The sequence below is a fragment of the Caballeronia insecticola genome (genome assembly GCF_000402035.1).
GTDB classification, from domain to species: domain Bacteria; phylum Pseudomonadota; class Gammaproteobacteria; order Burkholderiales; family Burkholderiaceae; genus Caballeronia; species Caballeronia insecticola.
Genome location: NC_021287.1, coordinates 2,571,437 through 2,590,645, shown reverse-complemented (window position 1 = coordinate 2,590,645; position 19,209 = coordinate 2,571,437). Strand labels below are relative to the sequence as shown.

Below are 19,209 nucleotides of genomic sequence, written 5' to 3'. Positions count from 1 at the left end.
ATCGAAGGGCGCACCTGAAGGCGCGCCCGTGCTATCTCACTTCAGGTGACCACACCGACTTGCCAGGGCACGAATTCATTCTGTCCATAACCATGCAGCTCGCTCTTCGACGCGACGCCTGACGCGCAATCGAGCATCATCTGGAAGATCTGGTCGCCGAGTTGATCGATGGTCGCGCTGCCGTCGATCACGCCGCCGCAGTTGATGTCCATGTCTTCTTCCTGCCGCTCCCACAACGCGGTGTTCGTCGCGAGCTTGAGCGACGGCGACGGCGCGCATCCGTATGCCGAGCCGCGGCCCGTCGTGAAGCAGATCAGATTCGCGCCCGATGCGACCTGTCCCGTCGCGGACATCGGATCGTAGCCGGGCGAATCCATGAACACGAAGCCTTTGGCGTCGATGCGCTGCGCGTACTCGTACACTTCGACGAGATTCGTCGTCCCGCCCTTCGCGACCGCGCCGAGCGATTTTTCGAGGATCGTTGTTAATCCGCCGACCTTGTTGCCTGCCGACGGATTGTTGTCCATCGCCGCGCCGTTACGCGCGCAGTATTCTTCCCACCACTTGATGCGCGTCAGCAGCTTTTCGCCGACTTCGCGGCTCACCGCGCGCCGCGTCAGCAAATGCTCTGCGCCGTAGACTTCGGGCGTCTCAGAGAGAATCGCCGTGCCGCCGTGTGCGACGAGCTTGTCGACCGCCGCACCTAGCGCCGGATTGGCCGAAATGCCCGAATAGCCGTCCGAGCCGCCGCACTGCAAACCGACGATCAGATGCGACGCCGGCACCGGCTCGCGCTTCACGCGATTCGCATCCGCGAGCATGTCCTTTACCAGCGCGATGCCGTGCTCGATCGTTTTGCGCGTGCCGCCGCTGTCCTGGATCGTGAAGCTGCGCAACCGCTCGCCGTCCTTCAGTCCGCTCGATTCGAGCACGCCTGCGATCTGATTCGTCTCGCAACCGAGGCCCACGAACAGCACCGCGTGAAAATTCGGATGCACCGCGTAGCCCGCCAGCGTACGGCGCAAAATGCCGAGCCCTTCGCCCTGCATGTCGATGCCGCATCCGAGACCGTGCGTCAGCGCAATCACGCCGTCCACGTTCGGATAATCCGCCAGCGCTTCCGGATGCACGTCGCGCCGGAAGTGATCGGCGATCGCGCGTGCGACCGTCGCCGAGCAGTTCACGCTCGTCAGCACGCCGACGAAATTACGTGTTGCCACGCGGCCGTCGTCGCGGCGGATGCCCATGAAGGTCGCGGGCGCGTCGACGAACGGCGTCGGATGCCGGTCGACGCCGAACTCGTGCTCACGCGCGAAATCGGCCATCGACAGATTGTGCGTGTGGACGTGTTGACCGCGTGCAATCGCCTCGCGCGCCACGCCGATGATCTGGTTGTAGCGCTTGACCGGCTCGCCGGCGGCGATCGCGCGCGTCGCGATCTTGTGTCCGGGCGGAATCAGCCCGGACACGACGAGATCCTCCGACGCGATGCGCGCGCCGGAGAGCAACTGACGCGTCGCGATCACGACGTCGTCGTTGGGGTGCAGCCGGATGACCGCATGGTCGGTGGATGTGGTGGACATGGTTGTGTTCTCAGACCGTGGTGGGGGCGCGGCTATCGCGTCGCGCTTGTTCTTCGTCGGCGCGATTGAGCGGCTCGATCTTCCCGACGATTACAAGATAGCTGAACGCGCCGAGAAAGCAGAAGCCGCCTGCGACGCACAGCGGAATCACGAACGAGCCTTTCGTGATCGAGAGCATCACGCCGGTGAAGGTCGTGATGACGATGCCGGCCAGGTTCGACGCGAAGTTCTGAATGCCGCCGATCGACGCGACGTGATCCGGCGTCGGCGCGACATCGCTCGGCAGCGACCAGATGCTGGCCGCGGCAAACGCAAGGCTGCCGTACGCGATGCCGAAGAACGCGAGCATCAGGAACGTGTTGTTGGTGAACGCCGACAGCGTGATCACCGACGACAGCAGCATGCCACCGACCATGCAGGTCTTGCGCGCGGCGGTGAGGCTCCAGCCGCGCTTGAAGAGCGCATCCGACACCCAGCCGCCGAGCCAGCCGCCCGGAATCGACATCAGCGCGGGAATCATGCCGAGCGTGCCGAGCGACTTGAGCGAGAAGCCGTGCGCCTGCACGAGATAGCTCGGGAACCACGTGATGAAGAAGTAGATCACGAAGTTCAGGCAGAAGAAGCCGAGCATCATGCCCCACAGCGTGCGGTACTTGAACAGCGAGCCCCACGACACCTTGTTCTTCGGCGCGACCGGTTGCGGCGCGACATCCGTCTCGCCGGTCAGGTCACCCTTCGACTTGGTGCGATAGATCAGGAACCAGCCGAGAATCCACACGAAGCCGAGCAGGCCCGTAATGACGAACGACGCTTCCCAGCCGACCGAACTGATGATCAGCGCGACGACCGGAATCGACAGGGCGGAGCCGACACGCGAGCCGGAATCGAAGATGCTGGTCGCGAACGCGCGCTGTTCCTTCTTGAACCATTGCGACACGAGCTTCGCGCACGACGGATACGCACCCGCTTCGCCGACGCCCAGCATCAGGCGGCAGCCGAACATGCCGCTGACGCTCGTCGCCGCTGCCGTCAGCGCCGTGAAGACCGACCACCAGCCCACGGCGAGCGGCAGCGCGATGCGCGCGCCGGCGCGATCGACGAACCAGCCGAACGGCATCTGCATGAGCGCGTAGGTCCAGAAAAAGCCGCTCAGAATGAAGCCCATTTCAGCCGGACCGATGTTGAGCGCCTTTTCGATCTGCGGCGCGGCGACCGCGAGATTCGCGCGATCGATGTAATTGATCGCGATGGCCAGAAAGGCCAGAAAAATCACTACCCAACGCATTTTGCGCATCGTTTTGTCTCCTCAATGGGCGGCATTTCATTTATTCCGGCTCCTACCGCGATGCCAGCGCGGCGAGCCGTGATTCGAAAAGGGTTCGTGCGCGCGTTCCGCTTTCTCAGGCGGATTCGAGCGCGTCGCGCAGACGTCTTTGCTCGATGTCGAGCTTCAGTTCGCGCGCCAGATCGATGACGGGCTGGAAGCGCCGCACCTTTTTCTCGTCGTGATTGCGCGCGATATCCGCGAGCCGATGCACGAGGAACGGATTCTCGAAACGGTCCCGCACGCTCGCTAGGTAGTCGGCGGCGACTTCGCGCTGGCCGAGCGCCGCGAACACCGGCAGCACTTCGTCGCGCCAGGTTGCTTCGAGCGGATCGCGGAAGGCCGGATCGCGCATCGCGTCGAGCACGGTCATGTCGGCCGCGGCGTCGTTCGTTCTTTCCCGGGCGCGCCAGATTTGCGCGAGCATCGTGTGACCGAGGTTCAGCAGCAGCAGCTTCAGGCGTTCGTAGTGCGCGAGATCGTCGGTGACGACGATGTCTTCGTGCTCGCATGGCAGCGTCATGCCCGCCTGCCGCTCGATCGCCCACAGCGCATACGGCTCGGCAATAGCGCCGACCGGGTGAATCGGCTCGGACACGATCCGGTCGACGAGCGAATTCACCCACACGCAGTGATTCGTCAAATAGTCGAGAAACGCGCTGTCCGCGTTCCAGCCGCGCGCGATCTCGCGGACCAGATCGCGCAGCGTGTCGCCGTTGCGCGAAATCAGTTCGCAGGGAAACAGCGTGATCGCTTGCGCGCCCGCCTGAAAACGCGCGTGCAGCAGCACGGCGAGCTTCGCCGCGAAGCCGCGCGGCGTGCGCTTGCCATCGAGCAGATCGGCGGTGTCTTCGTCGAAGAGGGCGTAACCGGCGTCCGCGGTGTTCGAGACGATCACTTGCACGTCGCGCTTCATGCGTTCGATCAGCAACGGCCAGTCTTCGTTGGCGTGCAGCGCTTCGGTGATGGCGTCGCACTCGACGGTCACATCGACCGTTTCGTCACGGCGGCGGCCGCGAATACGCACCGGATAGCGGCCCGTCGCGCGCAGCGCGTCGATACGCGCGCGGCTGTCTGCGCTCGACGTCGTCTGGACGACGGTGATCTTGCCGAGCGAGCGCGCCGGATCGCGGCGCGCCGCTTCGGCTACGAAAAAGTCCACGTGCGCTTGCAGGAATCGGCTCGTGCCGAACTGAAGAATCGGATTGTTCATGTCGCACTGGCCGATGGGGAAACGGCTCGTCTAGGGAAATCTCGAAGAAATCCTGTTTGGGAACGGTTCCAGATCGCCGCAAAAAAATCGGCCCACCTGGCCTTACCGGATTGCATACTAGTGTCTTGAAATAGAATTGGTCAAGCCACTTGTAAGTCGATCAGGAAAGGCGAATGTCCGCGCTGCGGTGCGTTGGCGCTTTCGCTGATTACAATCCACGTTTTCCCCGAGTCGAAATCAGGAGCCCAGCACGTGAGCGTGAAACCAGCCGAAACGCGCCGCCTCTATCTACAGATCGCCGACAAACTGCGCGCATTGATCGAGCAGCAGGATTTCGCGCCGAACGGCCGTTTGCCGTCGGAGCGCGAACTCGCGCAGACGCTCGGCGTGTCGCGGCCGTCGGTGCGCGAGGCGCTGGTCGCGCTCGAACTGGAAGGGCGCGTCGAGATCCGCATGGGATCGGGCGTGTATATCGTCGCGGCGCCCGCGGCCAAGCCGCCGGCCGATGAAGCCGAACTGGGCGAAAGTCCGATCGAGATCATGAACGCGCGCAGCGTAATCGAGGGCGCGATCGCGGCGGGCGTCGCGCCGTTTGCCAAGCCTAAGGCACTGAAGTCGCTGCGCGCGGTGTACGAAACGATGGCGCGCGAAGTCGAAAACGGACAGGTGCCGATGGCCGCCGACCGCGCGTTCCACATCGCCATTGCGCAGATGACCGGCAACGATGTGCTTGTGCGCACCGTCGGAAGTCTGTACGACGAGCGGCATAGTCCGCTGTCATCGACGCTGCGTGGGCATTTCGAGGGAGAGGAAACGTGGGCGGCCGCGCTGGGTGAGCATCGGGAAATTCTCGAAGCGCTCGAAGCGCGCGACGCGATTCAGGCTCAGGCCGCGATGCAGCGCCACATGCGCCAGTCCGCAGCGCGCCTGATGACAAGACGCAAAGGCTGACCCCGGCGTGCGCACGCGGCGCACACCGATGTCGGGAAGATGACCGCGTCAGCCAGGATAGGCTTCATCGACCTTCAAGCCGGCCAGCTTGAAGATGACGCGCAGTGTCTGCGGCGCGATGTCCCGGCGCGAGGCGAGCGTCGTCAGGACGAAGTCCATCACCTTGGCGTACTTCAGCATCGTCAGGCAAGTTTCGATGTCGGTGGAGCCGTCGCGCATCGACTCGGCGAGACGCAACATCTCCACGGAAATCTCTCGGGCCATTTCCAGTTCGAGCTGCTGCTTTTCGCTCCACGCGGGCATCGCGGTCAGGGCCGCGAGCATGTCCTGAAACTGCTTTTCTGCTTTCTTGTCGGGGATCGCATCCATTGCCGTCCTCTCATGATCATGGCGCCGGCGAGTCGCATTCGCCGCGCTGTGCGTTAGGTGTTACGTAACAAAGCCCACGCGGGTGACGACGCTTCGCGTATCGAGGCGCGGCTTGCTACTGACGTGTTGCTTCTCCGGTGCATCGGTGCGCGCACTGTGGCTGCGCTGTGTCGTCTCTTTCAATGGCCTCATTGTCGGACGATGCACAATTTGTTCCATGCGCGGTGCTACTACGTGTTGCCACGTGCCAGCGAAAGAGCCGGCGGCTGGAACAAGGAGCGTCTTTGCGCTTTTGGGTAAACTTCCCCTTTTGAGACGGCAGAACCAGCGGTTAGCGCACATTCAGCGCGAACATGCTCCGCATTTTTAATCAACACACCTTCACGATGACCAGGAAGTCTTCCGCGTCGGCTCCGGGCACGCCCGACCCCTCCGCAAAACATGAGATCCGTCCAGGGCAGTCCATCGAACTGCTGAAGGAACTCCACATCCTCACGCGCGACGGCAAAATGAATCAGGACAGCCGCCGCAAACTGAAACAGGTCTATCACCTGTATCAATTCATCGAACCGCTGCTCGCCGACGTGCATGCGCGCCAAGGGGCCGTATCGCTCGTGGACCATGGCGCGGGTAAGTCGTATCTTGGGTTCATTCTCTACGATCTCTTCTTCAAGACTCTGCGCGATCGGTCACACATCTTTGGAATCGAGACGCGTGAAGAGCTCGTGAAAAAATCGGAGGAATTGGCGGCACGCCTCGGGTTTACCGGGATGTCGTTTCTGAATCTGTCGGTGGCCGAATCAATTGATTCGGATCGTTTGCCGGAGTCGGTCGATATCGTCACGGCGCTGCACGCATGCAACACCGCCACCGACGACGCCATCCACTTCGCTCTGCAAAAGAATGCGAAGTGCATCGTCGTGGTGCCGTGCTGTCAGGCAGAAGTGGCCACGGTATTACGCAAGAACAAGGGGCATTCGCTCGCGAAGAACGTGCTGACGGAAATGTGGCGGCATCCGCTGCATACGCGCGAATTCGGCAGTCAGATTACGAACGTGCTGCGTTGCCTGCAACTCGAATCGCACGGTTATCAGGTGAGCGTGACGGAACTCGTCGGATGGGAGCATTCCATGAAGAACGAGCTGATCGTTGCGCAATTCAAGGACTTGCCGCGCGGCCGCCCGGCGCAACGGCTGTCGGATGTGCTCGAAACGCTGGGTCTGGATGAACTGCGCGAACGCTTCTTCACGCCCGCGCACTGATCAGGGTTTGCGCATCCACGCGTCGAAGCCGTCGTGCCCGAGACGGCGCAGCGTTTCGATATTGCGTTCGTAAATGTCGGATGCATCGGGAAATGCATCGACCGCGCGATCGATACTCGCTTCGCGCAACAGATGAAAGATCGGATACGGCGCGCGATTCGTGTAGTTGTCGATATCGTCGGGCGCGGTGCCTTCGAACCGATAGTGCGGATGGAAGCTCGCAATCTGCAACTCGCCCGCGAGCCCCATGTCGCCGAGCAGACGTTCGGCGAAGAAGAGGGCGTCGTTATAGTCGGTGAAATCGGCGAATGCGTGCGGCGTGATGAAGAGCGTCGTGTCGATTGTTTCGGCATCGGTCTCTTTCAGCAGACGCAGTTCGTCCGCGAGTTCGACAACGAGATCGTCGACGCCACGCGCGTCGCTCACCACGTAGCGAATCTGTTTTTTGACATGCACGCTCTTCGCGAACGGGCACAAGTTGAGACCGATCACCGCGCGGGTGAGCCAGTGCTGAGTCGCCGCGATCACGTCATCGCGGATGCTGCCTTGAGTCATGAATCGTCCTGTTTGCGATGCCCGCCGCACGCCGCGTCGATCAAGCTACGCGCGATGCGCGGCGCGGCGAGCAGCGGACCGGAGCCCGGGCCGTAAGTCTGGCTCGTTGCATAGATGCCGTCGACCAGCAACGCGAGCGACTCGGCCAGTTCGACGGCATTATCCGCTCCCGCCGCCGTCGATATCTCGACTAAGCGCGTCATCAGATATTTTTTGTTGTGATCGACCGATTGCCGGGCCGGATGCGCGGGATCGCCGAATTCGCACGCGATGTTCACGAACGGGCAACCGCGATAATCCGGCGCGGACGCGCGCTTCACGAGATCTTCGAGCGCCTGGATCAACTGTTTGGCCGGCGCGTCCGGATGTTTCGCCACGCTCGCCTCGAAGCGCCGCCGGAAGCCTTCGTCCATGCGTTCCAGATACGCGACCACGAGATCGTCTTTCGACGCAAAGCGCCGGTACAGGCTCATTTTGTTGACGCCCGCGCGCTCCACGACGGCATCGACGCCGATCGCGCGGACGCCGTCGCGATAGAACAACGCTTCCGCGGCATCGAGCAGTTGCTCCTGCGCGGTGGCGCCGTCGGTGCGGACGCTGCGTGGCGCGCGGGCTTTCGCCGGCTCACTGGATGATCGTGTCAAAGTTGTTTCCTCAAAAAGCTGCTGCATACTTGACATGTTACCGATCGGTAACTAAGCTCGCAACTCTGATGTGACTGAGTGGTAACGTCGCAGGTACAAATCGAACGGAACGGAGCAGCGATGAATTGGGTAGCGAGACGGCTGAACGGCCGGATACATTACGGCTGGGTCGCGGTGGGCGTCGTGTTTTTCGTTTTGCTGGCCGCCGCGGGCACGCGCGCGACGCCGAGTGTCATGATGCTGCCGCTGGAAAAGCAGTTCGGCTGGTCGCGCAGCACGATTTCGCTCGCCATTTCGATCAATCTGGCGCTTTACGGCCTCGCCGGCCCGTTCGCGGCAGCCGCCATGCAGCGTTTCGGCGTGCGTCCCACGGTGCTCGCGGCGCTCGCGACGCTGGCGGCGGGCGTCGGTTTGTCGTCGATGATGACCGAGCCGTGGCAAATGGTGCTGATCTGGGGCGTGATGGTCGGCAGCGCGACGGGCGTCGCGGCGCTCACGCTGTCGGCGACCATCGTCAACCGCTGGTTCACCACGCATCGCGGCCTGGCCATGGGCATTCTCACCGCGAGTTCCGCGACCGGCCAGCTCGTGTTCCTGCCGTTCCTCGCGTCCTTGTCGGAGCATTTCGGCTGGCGTCCGGTGGTGTTCGTCGTGGCGGGCGCGGCGGCGATCGTGCTGCCGCTCGTCGCGTGGCTCTTGCCCGAACGTCCGGCGGATATGTCGCTGCGTCCTGTCGGTGAAACCGCCGAAATGCCGCCGGGCGTCGTTCCCGCGCCAAAGAATCCGATCAAGCTCGCGTTCGGCACGCTTGCCACGGCCAGCAAGACGCGCGATTTCTGGCTGCTCTTCTTCAGCTTCTTCGTCTGCGGCGCGAGCACGAACGGTTACGTCGGCACGCATCTGATCGCAATGTGCTCCGACTACGGCATGACGCAAGTGCAGGGCGCGACGCTGCTCGCCGCCATGGGCGTCTTCGACCTGTTCGGCACGACGCTCTCCGGCTGGCTGTCGGACCGCTTCAACGCGCGCGTGCTGCTGTTCTGGTACTACGGTTTGCGCGGGCTGTCGCTGATCTATCTGCCGTATGCGTTCGGCATCGACTTCTTCGGCTTGCCGCTGTTCGCCGTGTTCTACGGTCTCGACTGGATCGCCACCGTGCCGCCGACCGTGCGCCTCGCGACCGATGTCTACGGCAAGGAATCGGCGCCCATCGTGTTCGGCTGGATCGTGGCGGGCCATCAACTTGGCGCGGCGTTCGCGGCGTTGGGCGGCGGCATGCTGCGCTCGAGCCTCGGCAGCTACACCATCGCGACGATGATCTCCGGCGGCCTGTGCCTCGTTGCGGCGCTCACGGTGCTGCGCATCAATCGCGCGGGCCGCTCGATGGGCGTGGCTGCGACCTGAGTTTCTGCTTGCCCGGCTCTGCGCGCCTGCGCGAGCTTGGTTATCCTTGTGGCCTCGAAACGGCGCGCATCCTGGCTGGTGCGCGCCGTTTGTCTTTCAACCGCCAACGAGGACAAAACATGACCGCGAAACCCGCTCCGACCGATGTCGACATCCACGAACTGATCGCCGGCCGCTGGAGCCCGCGCGCCTTTTCCGACCGGCCGGTCGAGCGCGCGCAGTTGCGTCGTTTGCTGGAAGCGGCGCGCTGGGCGCCGTCGTCGAACAATCTGCAGCCGTGGCGTTTCATCGCGTTCGATCGCCATCGCGACGAAGCCGCATTCAAGCGCGCGTTCGACACGCTCGCGCCGTCGAATCAGAAGTGGAATGTGAGCGTGCCGCTGCTCGTCTGCGTGACTGCGGCGACGCTCACGCCGAAGGGCGAAGCGAACCGCACCGCCACTTACGACACCGGCGCGGCCGCGATGGCGCTCGTCCTGCAGGCTCACGCGCTGGGTCTCGCGACGCATCAGATGGGCGGGTTCGATCGCGACGCGTTCCGGCAGGCGTTCTCGATTCCCGAAGACGTGCAGATCATCGCGATGATCGCTATCGGCCATCACGGCGATGCGAGTCAGCTCGACGAAACGCTGCGCGAGCGCGAAGCCGCGCCGCGTGCGCGCAAGACACTCGCCGAGACCGTGTTCGATGGCGGCTGGGACAAGTCGTTCGACTGAACGGCGCTCGCTCGGTCTTCCTCAGTCCTCGTCCGCGGCCGACAGCGGACGGGCGACATCTTCGAGCGATTTGCGCTCGGCCGCGACGCCCCAGATGCCCGCGACGACCGCTGCCGCGATCATCAGCACCGAGCCGATCAGATAGCCCACGAAGACGGCGCCGCGTTCGTGGGTGTCGATCAGATGCCCGAAAAGCGTCGGCCCGATGATGCCGCCGAGCGCCGTGCCGAACGCGTAGAACACGGCGATTGCGAGCGCGCGGATTTCGAGCGGGAAAGTTTCGCTGACGGTCAGATAAGCCGAACTCGCCGCCGCCGACGCGAAGAAGAAAATCACCATCCACGCGATGGTTTGCGTCGTCACGGTGAGCATGCCCTGCATGAACATCCAGCCGCTGATGGTCAGCAGCACACCTGACATCGCATAAGTGAACGCGATCATGCGGCGCCGGCCGAGCACGTCGAAAAGTTTGCCGAGCAGCACCGGACCTAAGAAATTGCCTGCCGCGAACGGCAACACATACCAGCCGATGTGATCGCCGGGCACGTGATAGAAGTCCGTCAGCACGAGCGCGTAGGTGAAGAAGATCGCGTTATAGAAGAACGCCTGCGCCGTCATCAGCACGAGCCCGACGAGCGAGCGGCTGCGGTGCGCCTTGAACAGCGAATGCACGACCTCGCGCAGCGGCGTGTGCCCGCGCGCATGCAGACGCAGCGGCTTGATGGGCGTATCGGGAATCTCGACGCCATGCTGACGAAAGTGCGCCTCGATCTCTTCGACCACTTCCTTCGCTTCGTCCGCGCGGTCGTGCGTGATGAGCCAGCGCGGGCTCTCCGGCACCCACATCCGCATGAAGAGAATGCTGAGTCCGAGCACCGCGCCGATCAGAAAGCAGGCGCGCCAGCCCCAGTCCGGCGGAAGCAGGCCGGGATCGAGCAGCACGAGCGAGCCCGCCGCGCCGATCCCCGCGCCGATCCAGAACGTGCCGTTGATCGCGAGATCGGTCCAGCCGCGCAGGCGGGCGGGCGTGAACTCCTGGATCGTCGAGTTGATCGCCGTGTATTCCCCGCCGATGCCCGCGCCCGTGAGAAAGCGGAACAGTACGAAGCTCGCGAGATTCCACGAAAACGCCGTCGCGGCGGTCGCTGCCACATAAAGAAAAAGCGTGATGAAAAACAGCTTGCGACGCCCGAGCCTGTCGGTGAGCCAGCCGAAGCCGAGCGCGCCGAGCACGGCGCCCGCGATATACGCGCTGCCCGCGATCCCGACATCGGCGTTGGAAAACTGCAGCACCGCGCTCGTCTTGAGCGCGCTCGCGACCGCGCCCGCGAGCGTGACCTCGAGCCCGTCGAGCAGCCAGGTGACGCCGAGCGCCGCCACGATCAGCGTGTGAAAACGTCCCCACGGCAGACGGTCGAGCCGTCCGGGCAGATCGGTTTCGATGATGCCGGAGTGGCCGCTGGCCGGGTCGCCCGAACGGCGCGCTGATGACGTGACGGTTTCGCTCATACGGGGGCGGATACGCCTTAAAGGGTGGCAAAAATTGCCTACTCGGAGAGCAAGTTGCGTTCCGCTTTTGTCGCATGAACCCGGCGGTTTAAAAATAGCGGAAGCGCGGTTGATGTGGGCTTCTGAACGTGTTAAAAACGCCGTCCATGTCCGAATGCGGCCTGTTCCACGGCGCCGCCCCTGCACCATGAATTTTTGCGCGATCGATTTCGGCACGTCGAATTCTGCTGTCGCCCTGCCCGATGGCCTGTCGATCCGGCTGGCGCCCGTCGAAGGCGACGCGACCACGCTGCCCACCGCGGTCTTCTTCAACACCGACGAGAATAACCAGTCCTACGGCCGCGCGGCTCTGGAGGCGTATATCGACGGCTTCGACGGCCGTCTTATGCGTTCGATGAAGAGCATTCTCGGCTCGGCGCTCGCGGACACCACCACTGATCTCGGCGACGGCTCCGCGATCAAATACACCGACGTCATCACGCTCTTTCTGCAGCATCTGAAACAGAAGGCGCAGGCGATCGCGCCCGAGCCGCTCACGCGCGCGGTGCTCGGCCGCCCCGTGTTTTTCGTCGACGACGATCCGCGCGCCGATCGCATGGCGCAAAAGCAGCTCGAAGCGTGCGCGCACGCGATCGGACTGCGCGAGATCCACTTTCAGTACGAACCGATCGCCGCGGCCTTCGACTACGAGGCGTCGCTGAGCGAAGAGGGCCTCGTGCTGGTCGCGGATATCGGCGGCGGTACGTCGGACTTTTCACTCGTGCGTGTGGGTCCCGAGCGCGCGCGGCATCTCGATCGCAAGGGCGACGTGCTCGCGCATCACGGCGTGCACGTGGCGGGGACGGATTTCGACCGCCGCGTCGAGCTCGCGACCGTGCTGCGCGAACTCGGCTATCAGTCGCTCGATCCGCAGGGCCGCGAAGTGCCGAGCCGCGTCTATTTCGACCTCGCGACGTGGCATCTGATCAACACCGTCTACACGCCCAAGCGCGTGAGCGAACTGCAACTGATGCGCCATCTTTATCCGGAAGTGCGTCATCACGACCGGCTGATGCGCGTCGTCGATCGCCGGCTCGGCCACGCGCTCACGGCGCACGCGGAAGAAGCAAAGATCGACGTTTCGGCGGGCGGCACGACCGAAATCGACATGGAAGAGGTGGAAGAAGCGCTGCGCGTGGCCTTCGACGAAGCGCAACTGATCGACGCGGGCGCGGAAGAGACGCGGCGCATCGTCGAGGCGGCGCGCGAGACGATCAAGCGCGCGGGCGTGGCGGAGACGGACGTGGGCGCCGTCTATTTCACCGGCGGCACGACGGGGCTGCGGTTTCTGTCGGAAGCCTTGTCGGCGGCATTTCCGGCCGCGCGCCCGGTTTTCGGCGACCGTCTCGCCAGCGTGGCGAAGGGCCTCGGCATCTACGCGCAGCGCGTGTTCGTCTAGATTCGTCCGAACGCCGCATCCGCCGACGCCTGAAAACAAAAAACCCCGCCGAAGCGGGGTTTTTTCATACGAATTCGAGCGGACCTTAGGCCGGCTTGATGTTCGCGGCTTGCTTGCCCTTCGGGCCCGTCTTCACTTCATAGGTAACCTTTTGGTTTTCCTGAAGCGTCTTGAAGCCTTCGATGCGGATTTCCGAGAAGTGCGCGAACAGATCTTCGCCGCCGCCATCCGGAGTGATGAAGCCAAAGCCCTTTGCGTCATTGAACCACTTGACGGTACCGGTTTCCATGTTACTTGTTCCAAAAAAATTGATGAATAAGGCCGAGGCCCGAGGCGCGGAAAATCAAGGAAGGGGCAATGGGACCAACCGGAGTACCGTGATGGCGAACTACGAAAGACCAATTCACTCGCCACTTGAAATCCTGCAAGAAGGTTTATACGGCGAAACGATTTCCCGGTCAAATAATATCCGACAACTCTGAAGGGATTTTTTTAAGATAAGCAAAAATCGCCCAGAAATCTTACATTTTCATTTCAAATTTGCGCATGAAAAGTCAAAAAAACGCGAATTTCGCAGCAGTGGACACTGCAATCGAAAGGTGCAACCGGTAAACTACCCGCCGAATTTGGCGGTTGCGCCAATTGCCGTCTCGGCTCGGACCAGCGGGAACGTTTTTCGCAACCGATCGCGACCGCGGCAGGGTTGGCCGCACGCGAGGCGCGCGCGGCGCGAGACACTGGAGAAGAAGTTGAAAAGTTCGATACAGAGAAATATCGGCCCGATGGCGTTGTTGCTGACCGGGCTCGGGTCCATCATCGGTTCAGGCTGGCTCTTCGGGGCGTGGAAGGCCGCCAAGATCGCGGGGCCGGCGGCGATCGTCGCGTGGGTGATCGGTGCTGTCGTCATTCTGGCGATCGCGCTGACCTATGCCGAACTCGGCGCGATGTTCCCCGAATCCGGCGGCATGGTGCGCTATGCGCGCTATTCGCACGGCGCGCTCGTCGGCTTCATCAGCGCGTGGGCGAACTGGATTGCGATCGTGTCCGTCATTCCGATCGAAGCGGAAGCGTCGATCCAGTACATGAGCACCTGGCCGTATGACTGGGCGCATGCGCTCTTCGTCAACGAATCGCTGACGCCGACGGGCCTCGTGCTCTCGGCGCTGCTCGTGATCGTCTACTTCATGCTGAACTACTGGGGCGTGAAGGTGTTCGCGCGCGCCAATTCCGCGATCACGATCTTCAAGTTCCTGATTCCGGGCGCGACCATCGCCGGTCTCATCTTCACCGGCTTTCACGCCGAGAACTTCGGCACGACGTCGGCGTTCGCGCCGTACGGATGGCCTGCGGTGCTCACGGCCGTGGCGACGAGCGGCATCGTGTTCAGCTTCAACGGCTTCCAGAGCCCGGTGAATCTGGCCGGCGAGGCGCGTAATCCGGCGCGCAGCGTGCCGTTCGCGGTGATCGGCTCGATTCTGCTGGCGCTCGTGATCTACGTGCTGCTGCAGATCGCGTATATCGGCGCGGTGAATCCCGCCGACGTGGCCAAGGGCTGGTCGCACTTCAACTTCGCGTCGCCGTTCGCGGAACTGGCGCTCGCGCTCAACCTGAACTGGCTCGCGATTCTGCTTTACATCGATGCGTTCGTCAGCCCGAGCGGCACCGGCACGACCTACATGGCAACGACCACGCGCATGATCTACGCGATGGAGCGCAACGGCACGATGCCGAAAATGTTCGGCAACGTGCATCCGTTCTACGGCGTGCCGCGTCAGGCGATGTGGTTCAACCTGCTCGTCGCGTTCATCTTCCTGTTCTTTTTCCGCGGCTGGAGTTCGCTCGCGGCGGTGATTTCGGTCGCGACCGTCATTTCCTACCTCACCGGTCCCGTCAGCCTGATGGCGCTGCGCCGCGCGGCGACGGACCTGGACCGCCCGCTCAAATTGCCGATGATGGGCGTGATCGCGCCGTTCGCGTTCGTGTGCGCGTCGCTGGTGCTGTTGTGGGCGAAGTGGCCGCTGACGGGCGAAATCATTCTGCTGATGGTCGTCGCGCTGCCCGTGTACTTTTACTTCCAGCGCAAGACGGGCTTCACCGGCTGGGGCCGCGATCTGAAGGCGGCGTGGTGGCTGGTCGCCTATTTGCCGACTATGGCGGTGATGTCGCTGATCGGCAGCAAGGACTTCGGCGGTAACGGAACGTTGCCGTACGGCTGGGACATGGCAGCCGTCGCGATACTCGCGCTGATTTTCTACTACTGGGGCGTGCACACGGGCTATCGCACCAAATATCTCGACGAACGCGAAAGCACCGACGACATTCTTCACGAAGTCGGCGCCTGAGCGTCGCGTGCGCTGAAAGAACCCGCTGGAAAGCCCGCCTGAGCGATCAGGCGGGCTTTTTCGTTATGCGTCGGCGAAAACGTAGTTCGTCATCGCGAGCGCGCGCTGGAACGTGCCGAGCGACTGAATGCCGAGCCGATAGTCGTCCGCCGCCGCGCCGAGCGCGCTGAAAACAGGCAGCAGATGCTCGTCGGTCGGATGCATCAGCGCGGCATGCGGCGCGCGCGTCCGATAGTCGAGGAGGGCGTCGATATCGCGTTCGGTCAGGCGTTGCTCGAACCAGTCGGTGAACTCGTTCACGCGGGGATCGGCGTCTTCCGGGCGGGCGCTAAAGTCCGCCATGCGCAGATTGTGCGTGATCTGCCCCGAACCGACGATCATTACGCCGTCATCTCGCAAATCCCGTAATGCCCGTCCGATCCGGTAATGATGCGCGGCGTCGAGGCGCGGCTGGATGGAAAGCTGCGCGACTGGCACGTCGGCGTCCGGAAACATCAGCAGCAGCGGCACCCACGCGCCGTGATCGAGGCCGTGCTCCGTCGTCGCGGCGGCGATGCCTTGGGAGACGAGCGAGGCGGCGGCGCGTCGTGCCAGATCGGGCGCACCCGGGGCGGGATAACGCAGCTCGTAGAGCGCGCGCGGGAATCCGTAGAAATCGTGGATCGTCTCCGGCCGTTCGGCGATGCTCGCAACCGGCTGCGCGGTGCCCCAGTGGGCCGACAGCATCAGAATGGCGCGAGGACGCGGCAGCGTCTGCGCAAGCGTCGCGAATTCGGCGGACGGCATCGACGGATCGATAGGCAGCGTCGGCGCGCCGTGGGAAATGAAAACGGTAGGCAGTCGGCTCATGGCGGCAATATTCCTGTGGGAGTTGCCATCAATGTAGGGCCGCGACGCGCGTTGATAAACGGCTGCATCGGCAACGAATTGTGTCGTCGTTGTTGCTAATTGCCGCGCTTAGCTGCTTTGGTCACTTTCGCTGCGCAAGCCCTGCCACGCGGACGCGACCGGCAGCGCCAAACCAAACAGATCGATTACGCGCGCGACCGTGTGATCGACCATTTCGTCGATGGTCGCGGGCTTGTGATAGAACGCCGGCAGTGGCGGAAAGATCACGCCACCCATCTCAGTGACGGCCGTCATATTGCGCAGATGCGCGAGGTTGAACGGCGTTTCGCGCACAAGCAGCACGAGGCGGCGGCGCTCTTTGAGCACGACGTCGGCGGCGCGGGTGATGAGATTGTCGGAGAGACCGTGCGCGACGCTCGCAAGCGTGCGCATGGAACAGGGCGCGACGATCATGCCGTCGGTCGAAAAGGAGCCCGAAGCGATGCTCGCGCCGACGTCGCGCACGCTATGGACGACGTCCGCCAACGCGTGCACGGTGGCGCGGTCGAGATCGAGTTCGTGCTGAATATTGAGCCAGCCGGCGCTGGAGACAAGCAGATGCGTCTCGACGCCGCCCAGCCGGCGCAGCGTCTCGAGCAGACGCACGCCGTAGATGGCGCCCGTTGCTCCGGTCATCGCGACGATGAGCCGTCGCCTGGCGCCAGCGGGCGTGGTCACGGAAAGGAAACTTAAGCGGCGGCGAAGAGCTGTTGCAGCTCACCCGATTGATACATCTCCATCATGATGTCCGAACCGCCGATGAACTCGCCGTTCACGTAAAGCTGCGGAATGGTCGGCCAGTTGGAGAATTCCTTGATGCCCTGACGGATGCCGTCGTCTTCGAGCACGTTGACGGTCGTGATCTGATCGACGCCGCAGGCCTTGAGCACCTGGATCGCGCGGCCCGAGAAGCCGCACATCGGGAATTGCGCCGTGCCCTTCATGAAAAGGACGACGGGGTTCGAGGCGACGATTTGCTTGATGCGTTCTTGCGTATCCATGGCGTTCCTGCGCGTGTATGTCGGAGGGGACTAATGATTGAAATGATAGCGGATTTCCCTTCGACGGGCTGACCACGCCCGGTCGTTCAGGCCGTGAAGCGTCCGCCGGAGCAGCGTTCGATGCCGGCGAGATCGCGCATCGAGCGGACATCGCTGAAGCCGCGCGCCGCGAGCAGCCGGCGTACCGCGTCCGACTGATCGTAGCCGTGCTCGATCCATAGCGCGCCGCCGCTCGCGAGCAGAAACGGCGCGGTCTCGATGATCGCGCGGATGGCCGAGAGGCCGTCGGCATCGTCGGTGAGCGCGCCGCGCGGCTCGAAGCGCAGATCGCCCTGATCGAGATGAGGGTCGTCGCTCGCGATATACGGCGGATTGCTGACGATTGCCTCGAACCGCAGCGACGGGTCGATGTTCGCGGTCCAGTCGCTTTCCACCAGCGTGATCGGGCCGCCGGTGCGCTCAGGGGCGAGCAAGGTCTGCGCATTGCCGCGCGCGACGTCGAGTGCCGCCGGCGAACGATCGACGGCCCACACGCGCGCATCGGGCCGCGCATGCGCGATCGACACCGCGATCGCGCCGGTTCCTGTGCCGAGGTCGAGCACGCGTGCGCCCGGCGTCCCGGCGATGGCGTCGAGCGTCAGTTCCACGAGCAATTCGGTTTCCGGACGCGGAATCAGCACGTCCGGCGTGACGGCGAAATCCAGGCCGAAGAATTCGCGCTTGCCGGTCAGTTGCGCGATCGGTTCGCCCGCCGTGCGCCGCGCGGCGAGCGCTTCGAAACGCGCGACGCAATCGGCATCGAGCGCCTCGTGATCGCGCGTGATCAACTCCGTGCGCCGCCAGCCGAGCACGTGCATCAACAGAATGCGCGCTTCGAGCGGCGGCAGTCCGGACGCCCGCAGCAATTCGGCCGCAGTGCTCACTCCGCTTCCCCGAGCGCGGCGAGCTGCTCGGCCTGATGCTCGGACACGAGCGCGCCGATAAGCTCGTCGATATCGCCGTCCATGATGTATTCGAGCTTGTACAACGTCAGGTTGATGCGGTGATCCGTCATGCGCCCCTGCGGAAAGTTGTACGTGCGGATGCGCTCGGAGCGGTCGCCCGAACCGATCAGGCTCTTGCGCGTCGCCGCTTCCTTCGCGTGCTGCTCGTGATACTGCTTGTCCTTGATGCGCGCGGCGAGCACCTTGAGCGCGCGGTCCTTGTTCTTGTGCTGCGAGCGGTCGTCCTGACATTCGACGACGATGCCCGTCGGCATGTGCGTGACGCGCACCGCCGAATCCGTCTTGTTGATGTGCTGGCCGCCCGCGCCCGACGCGCGGAACGTGTCGATACGCAAATCCGCCGGATTGATCACGACTTCGCTGATTTCATCGGCTTCCGGCATCACCGCGACCGTGCACGCGGACGTGTGGATGCGCCCCTGCGTTTCGGTCGCCGGCACGCGCTGCACGCGATGTCCGCCCGATTCGAACTTGAGCCGCGAGAACGCGCCTTGCCCCGCGATGCGCACGATCACTTCCTTGTAGCCGCCCAGATCCGACACGCTTTCCGACATGGTCTCGGCGGTCCAGCGGTTGCGCTCCGCATAACGCAGATACATGCGCAGCAGATCGCCCGCGAACAGCGCCGATTCGTCGCCGCCCGTGCCCGCGCGGATTTCGATGAAGATGTTGCGCTCGTCGTTCGGGTCCTTCGGCAGCAGCATCGTCTGCAAGTCGCTTTCGATCTTCGCCATGCGCTCGCGTGCCTCGCCGATTTCCTCTTCGGCGAAATCGCGCATCGACGGATCGGACAGCAGTTCCTGCGCGGTGGCTTCGTCGGCGAGCGCCTGACGCCAGAGCACGTATTGCTCGACGATCGGACTGATTTCCGCGTGCTCGCGCGTGAGCTTGCGGTATTGGTCCATATCGGACGTCACGTCCTCGCGGCTCAACAGTTCGTTGAGATCGACCTGCCTTCTTGCAAGCTGGTCGAGCTTGCTTTGCATGCTCGTTTTCATCGGGCGGA

Annotated in this window: 19 protein-coding genes; 6 read left to right on the top strand and 13 right to left on the bottom strand. The window is 63.4% G+C overall.

Annotated features, from left to right (window positions below; translation table 11 throughout):
- Positions 1-41: 41 nt before the first annotated feature.
- The 3 genes from BRPE64_RS11940 to BRPE64_RS11930 all read right to left on the bottom strand — a co-directional run bounded on the left by BRPE64_RS11940 (position 42) and on the right by BRPE64_RS11930 (position 4,120).
- A complete protein-coding gene (locus tag BRPE64_RS11940; RefSeq protein WP_016346387.1) occupies positions 42-1,583 on the bottom strand; it encodes a UxaA family hydrolase in 1,542 nt (513 codons plus the stop codon).
- Positions 1,584-1,593: 10 nt separating this feature from the next.
- Positions 1,594-2,877: an MFS transporter gene (locus BRPE64_RS11935; RefSeq protein ID WP_044041607.1), complete on the bottom strand. Its 1,284-nt coding sequence runs from the start codon at positions 2,875-2,877 to the stop codon at positions 1,594-1,596.
- 106 nt (positions 2,878-2,983) lie between these two features.
- The gene (locus tag BRPE64_RS11930; protein WP_016346385.1) at positions 2,984-4,120 is read right to left on the bottom strand and encodes a mannitol dehydrogenase family protein; all 1,137 of its coding nucleotides are present in this window, start codon (positions 4,118-4,120) and stop codon (positions 2,984-2,986) included.
- Positions 4,121-4,372: 252 nt separating this feature from the next.
- On the opposite strand from BRPE64_RS11930, the gene BRPE64_RS11925 reads away from it, so the two are divergent.
- On the top strand, positions 4,373-5,071 hold the full coding sequence (locus BRPE64_RS11925; RefSeq protein ID WP_044041606.1) for a FadR/GntR family transcriptional regulator: 699 nt from the start codon (positions 4,373-4,375) through the stop codon (positions 5,069-5,071).
- Between the two features lie 48 nt (positions 5,072-5,119).
- Here the strand turns inward: BRPE64_RS11925 and BRPE64_RS11920 are convergent, their stop codons facing one another.
- Positions 5,120-5,440: a hypothetical protein gene (locus BRPE64_RS11920; RefSeq protein ID WP_016346383.1), complete on the bottom strand. Its 321-nt coding sequence runs from the start codon at positions 5,438-5,440 to the stop codon at positions 5,120-5,122.
- A 386-nt stretch (positions 5,441-5,826) separates the two neighbouring features.
- Here BRPE64_RS11920 and BRPE64_RS11915 point away from each other — a divergent pair, with 386 nt between their 5' ends.
- On the top strand, positions 5,827-6,702 hold the full coding sequence (locus BRPE64_RS11915; RefSeq protein ID WP_044041605.1) for a class I SAM-dependent methyltransferase: 876 nt from the start codon (positions 5,827-5,829) through the stop codon (positions 6,700-6,702).
- Here BRPE64_RS11915 and BRPE64_RS11910 read toward each other — a convergent pair whose 3' ends face one another.
- Entirely contained in the window at positions 6,703-7,257 is a 555-nt protein-coding gene (locus BRPE64_RS11910) for a DUF1415 domain-containing protein (protein ID WP_016346381.1), read from the bottom strand.
- A complete protein-coding gene (locus tag BRPE64_RS11905) occupies positions 7,254-7,928 on the bottom strand; it encodes a TetR/AcrR family transcriptional regulator (RefSeq protein ID WP_016346380.1) in 675 nt (224 codons plus the stop codon). The genes BRPE64_RS11910 and BRPE64_RS11905 overlap by 4 nt, the downstream gene beginning before the upstream one ends.
- A 93-nt stretch (positions 7,929-8,021) precedes the next feature.
- On the opposite strand from BRPE64_RS11905, the gene BRPE64_RS11900 reads away from it, so the two are divergent.
- Entirely contained in the window at positions 8,022-9,305 is a 1,284-nt protein-coding gene (locus BRPE64_RS11900; RefSeq protein ID WP_044041603.1) for an MFS transporter, read from the top strand.
- A 119-nt stretch (positions 9,306-9,424) separates the two neighbouring features.
- Positions 9,425-10,021, top strand: coding sequence for a nitroreductase family protein (locus BRPE64_RS11895; RefSeq protein ID WP_016346378.1), 597 nt, complete (start codon positions 9,425-9,427; stop codon positions 10,019-10,021).
- Between the two features lie 21 nt (positions 10,022-10,042).
- On the opposite strand, the gene BRPE64_RS11890 is transcribed toward BRPE64_RS11895, so the two are convergent.
- The gene (locus BRPE64_RS11890) at positions 10,043-11,530 is read right to left on the bottom strand and encodes an MFS transporter (RefSeq protein ID WP_016346377.1); all 1,488 of its coding nucleotides are present in this window, start codon (positions 11,528-11,530) and stop codon (positions 10,043-10,045) included.
- A 187-nt stretch (positions 11,531-11,717) separates the two neighbouring features.
- Between BRPE64_RS11890 and BRPE64_RS11885 the strand changes: the two genes are divergently transcribed.
- Positions 11,718-12,968: an Hsp70 family protein gene (locus tag BRPE64_RS11885; RefSeq protein WP_016346376.1), complete on the top strand. Its 1,251-nt coding sequence runs from the start codon at positions 11,718-11,720 to the stop codon at positions 12,966-12,968.
- 85 nt (positions 12,969-13,053) lie between these two features.
- On the opposite strand, the gene BRPE64_RS11880 is transcribed toward BRPE64_RS11885, so the two are convergent.
- Complete coding sequence (locus tag BRPE64_RS11880; RefSeq protein ID WP_016346375.1) at positions 13,054-13,257, bottom strand: cold-shock protein; 204 nt, start codon at positions 13,255-13,257, stop codon at positions 13,054-13,056.
- Between the two features lie 460 nt (positions 13,258-13,717).
- Here BRPE64_RS11880 and BRPE64_RS11875 point away from each other — a divergent pair, with 460 nt between their 5' ends.
- A complete protein-coding gene (locus BRPE64_RS11875; protein ID WP_144063349.1) occupies positions 13,718-15,310 on the top strand; it encodes an APC family permease in 1,593 nt (530 codons plus the stop codon).
- 63 nt (positions 15,311-15,373) lie between these two features.
- Here BRPE64_RS11875 and BRPE64_RS11870 read toward each other — a convergent pair whose 3' ends face one another.
- The 5 genes from BRPE64_RS11870 to prfA form a co-directional block, all read right to left on the bottom strand.
- Entirely contained in the window at positions 15,374-16,159 is a 786-nt protein-coding gene (locus tag BRPE64_RS11870) for a DODA-type extradiol aromatic ring-opening family dioxygenase (RefSeq protein WP_016346373.1), read from the bottom strand.
- 108 nt (positions 16,160-16,267) lie between these two features.
- Positions 16,268-16,876: a UbiX family flavin prenyltransferase gene (locus BRPE64_RS11865; protein WP_016346372.1), complete on the bottom strand. Its 609-nt coding sequence runs from the start codon at positions 16,874-16,876 to the stop codon at positions 16,268-16,270.
- Positions 16,877-16,887: 11 nt separating this feature from the next.
- Entirely contained in the window at positions 16,888-17,199 is a 312-nt protein-coding gene (gene grxD, locus BRPE64_RS11860) for a Grx4 family monothiol glutaredoxin (RefSeq protein ID WP_016346371.1), read from the bottom strand.
- An 86-nt stretch (positions 17,200-17,285) separates the two neighbouring features.
- Entirely contained in the window at positions 17,286-18,122 is an 837-nt protein-coding gene (prmC, locus tag BRPE64_RS11855; protein WP_016346370.1) for a peptide chain release factor N(5)-glutamine methyltransferase, read from the bottom strand.
- Positions 18,119-19,201, bottom strand: coding sequence for a peptide chain release factor 1 (prfA, locus tag BRPE64_RS11850; RefSeq protein ID WP_016346369.1), 1,083 nt, complete (start codon positions 19,199-19,201; stop codon positions 18,119-18,121). Before prfA ends, prmC begins: the two co-directional genes overlap by 4 nt.
- Positions 19,202-19,209 lie beyond the last annotated feature (8 nt).

Coding starts and splice junctions, on each gene's coding strand:
- BRPE64_RS11940 (WP_016346387.1), bottom strand. CDS start 1,583: ATGTCCACCACATCCACCGACCATGCGGTCATCCGGCTGCACCCCAAC.
- BRPE64_RS11935 (WP_044041607.1), bottom strand. CDS start 2,877: ATGCGCAAAATGCGTTGGGTAGTGATTTTTCTGGCCTTTCTGGCCATC.
- BRPE64_RS11930 (WP_016346385.1), bottom strand. CDS start 4,120: ATGAACAATCCGATTCTTCAGTTCGGCACGAGCCGATTCCTGCAAGCG.
- BRPE64_RS11920 (WP_016346383.1), bottom strand. CDS start 5,440: ATGGATGCGATCCCCGACAAGAAAGCAGAAAAGCAGTTTCAGGACATG.
- BRPE64_RS11915 (WP_044041605.1), top strand. CDS start 5,827: ATGACCAGGAAGTCTTCCGCGTCGGCTCCGGGCACGCCCGACCCCTCC.
- BRPE64_RS11910 (WP_016346381.1), bottom strand. CDS start 7,257: ATGACTCAAGGCAGCATCCGCGATGACGTGATCGCGGCGACTCAGCAC.
- BRPE64_RS11905 (WP_016346380.1), bottom strand. CDS start 7,928: ATGCAGCAGCTTTTTGAGGAAACAACTTTGACACGATCATCCAGTGAG.
- BRPE64_RS11900 (WP_044041603.1), top strand. CDS start 8,022: ATGAATTGGGTAGCGAGACGGCTGAACGGCCGGATACATTACGGCTGG.
- BRPE64_RS11895 (WP_016346378.1), top strand. CDS start 9,425: ATGACCGCGAAACCCGCTCCGACCGATGTCGACATCCACGAACTGATC.
- BRPE64_RS11890 (WP_016346377.1), bottom strand. CDS start 11,530: ATGAGCGAAACCGTCACGTCATCAGCGCGCCGTTCGGGCGACCCGGCC.
- BRPE64_RS11885 (WP_016346376.1), top strand. CDS start 11,718: ATGAATTTTTGCGCGATCGATTTCGGCACGTCGAATTCTGCTGTCGCC.
- BRPE64_RS11880 (WP_016346375.1), bottom strand. CDS start 13,257: ATGGAAACCGGTACCGTCAAGTGGTTCAATGACGCAAAGGGCTTTGGC.
- BRPE64_RS11870 (WP_016346373.1), bottom strand. CDS start 16,159: ATGAGCCGACTGCCTACCGTTTTCATTTCCCACGGCGCGCCGACGCTG.
- grxD (WP_016346371.1), bottom strand. CDS start 17,199: ATGGATACGCAAGAACGCATCAAGCAAATCGTCGCCTCGAACCCCGTC.
- prfA (WP_016346369.1), bottom strand. CDS start 19,201: ATGAAAACGAGCATGCAAAGCAAGCTCGACCAGCTTGCAAGAAGGCAG.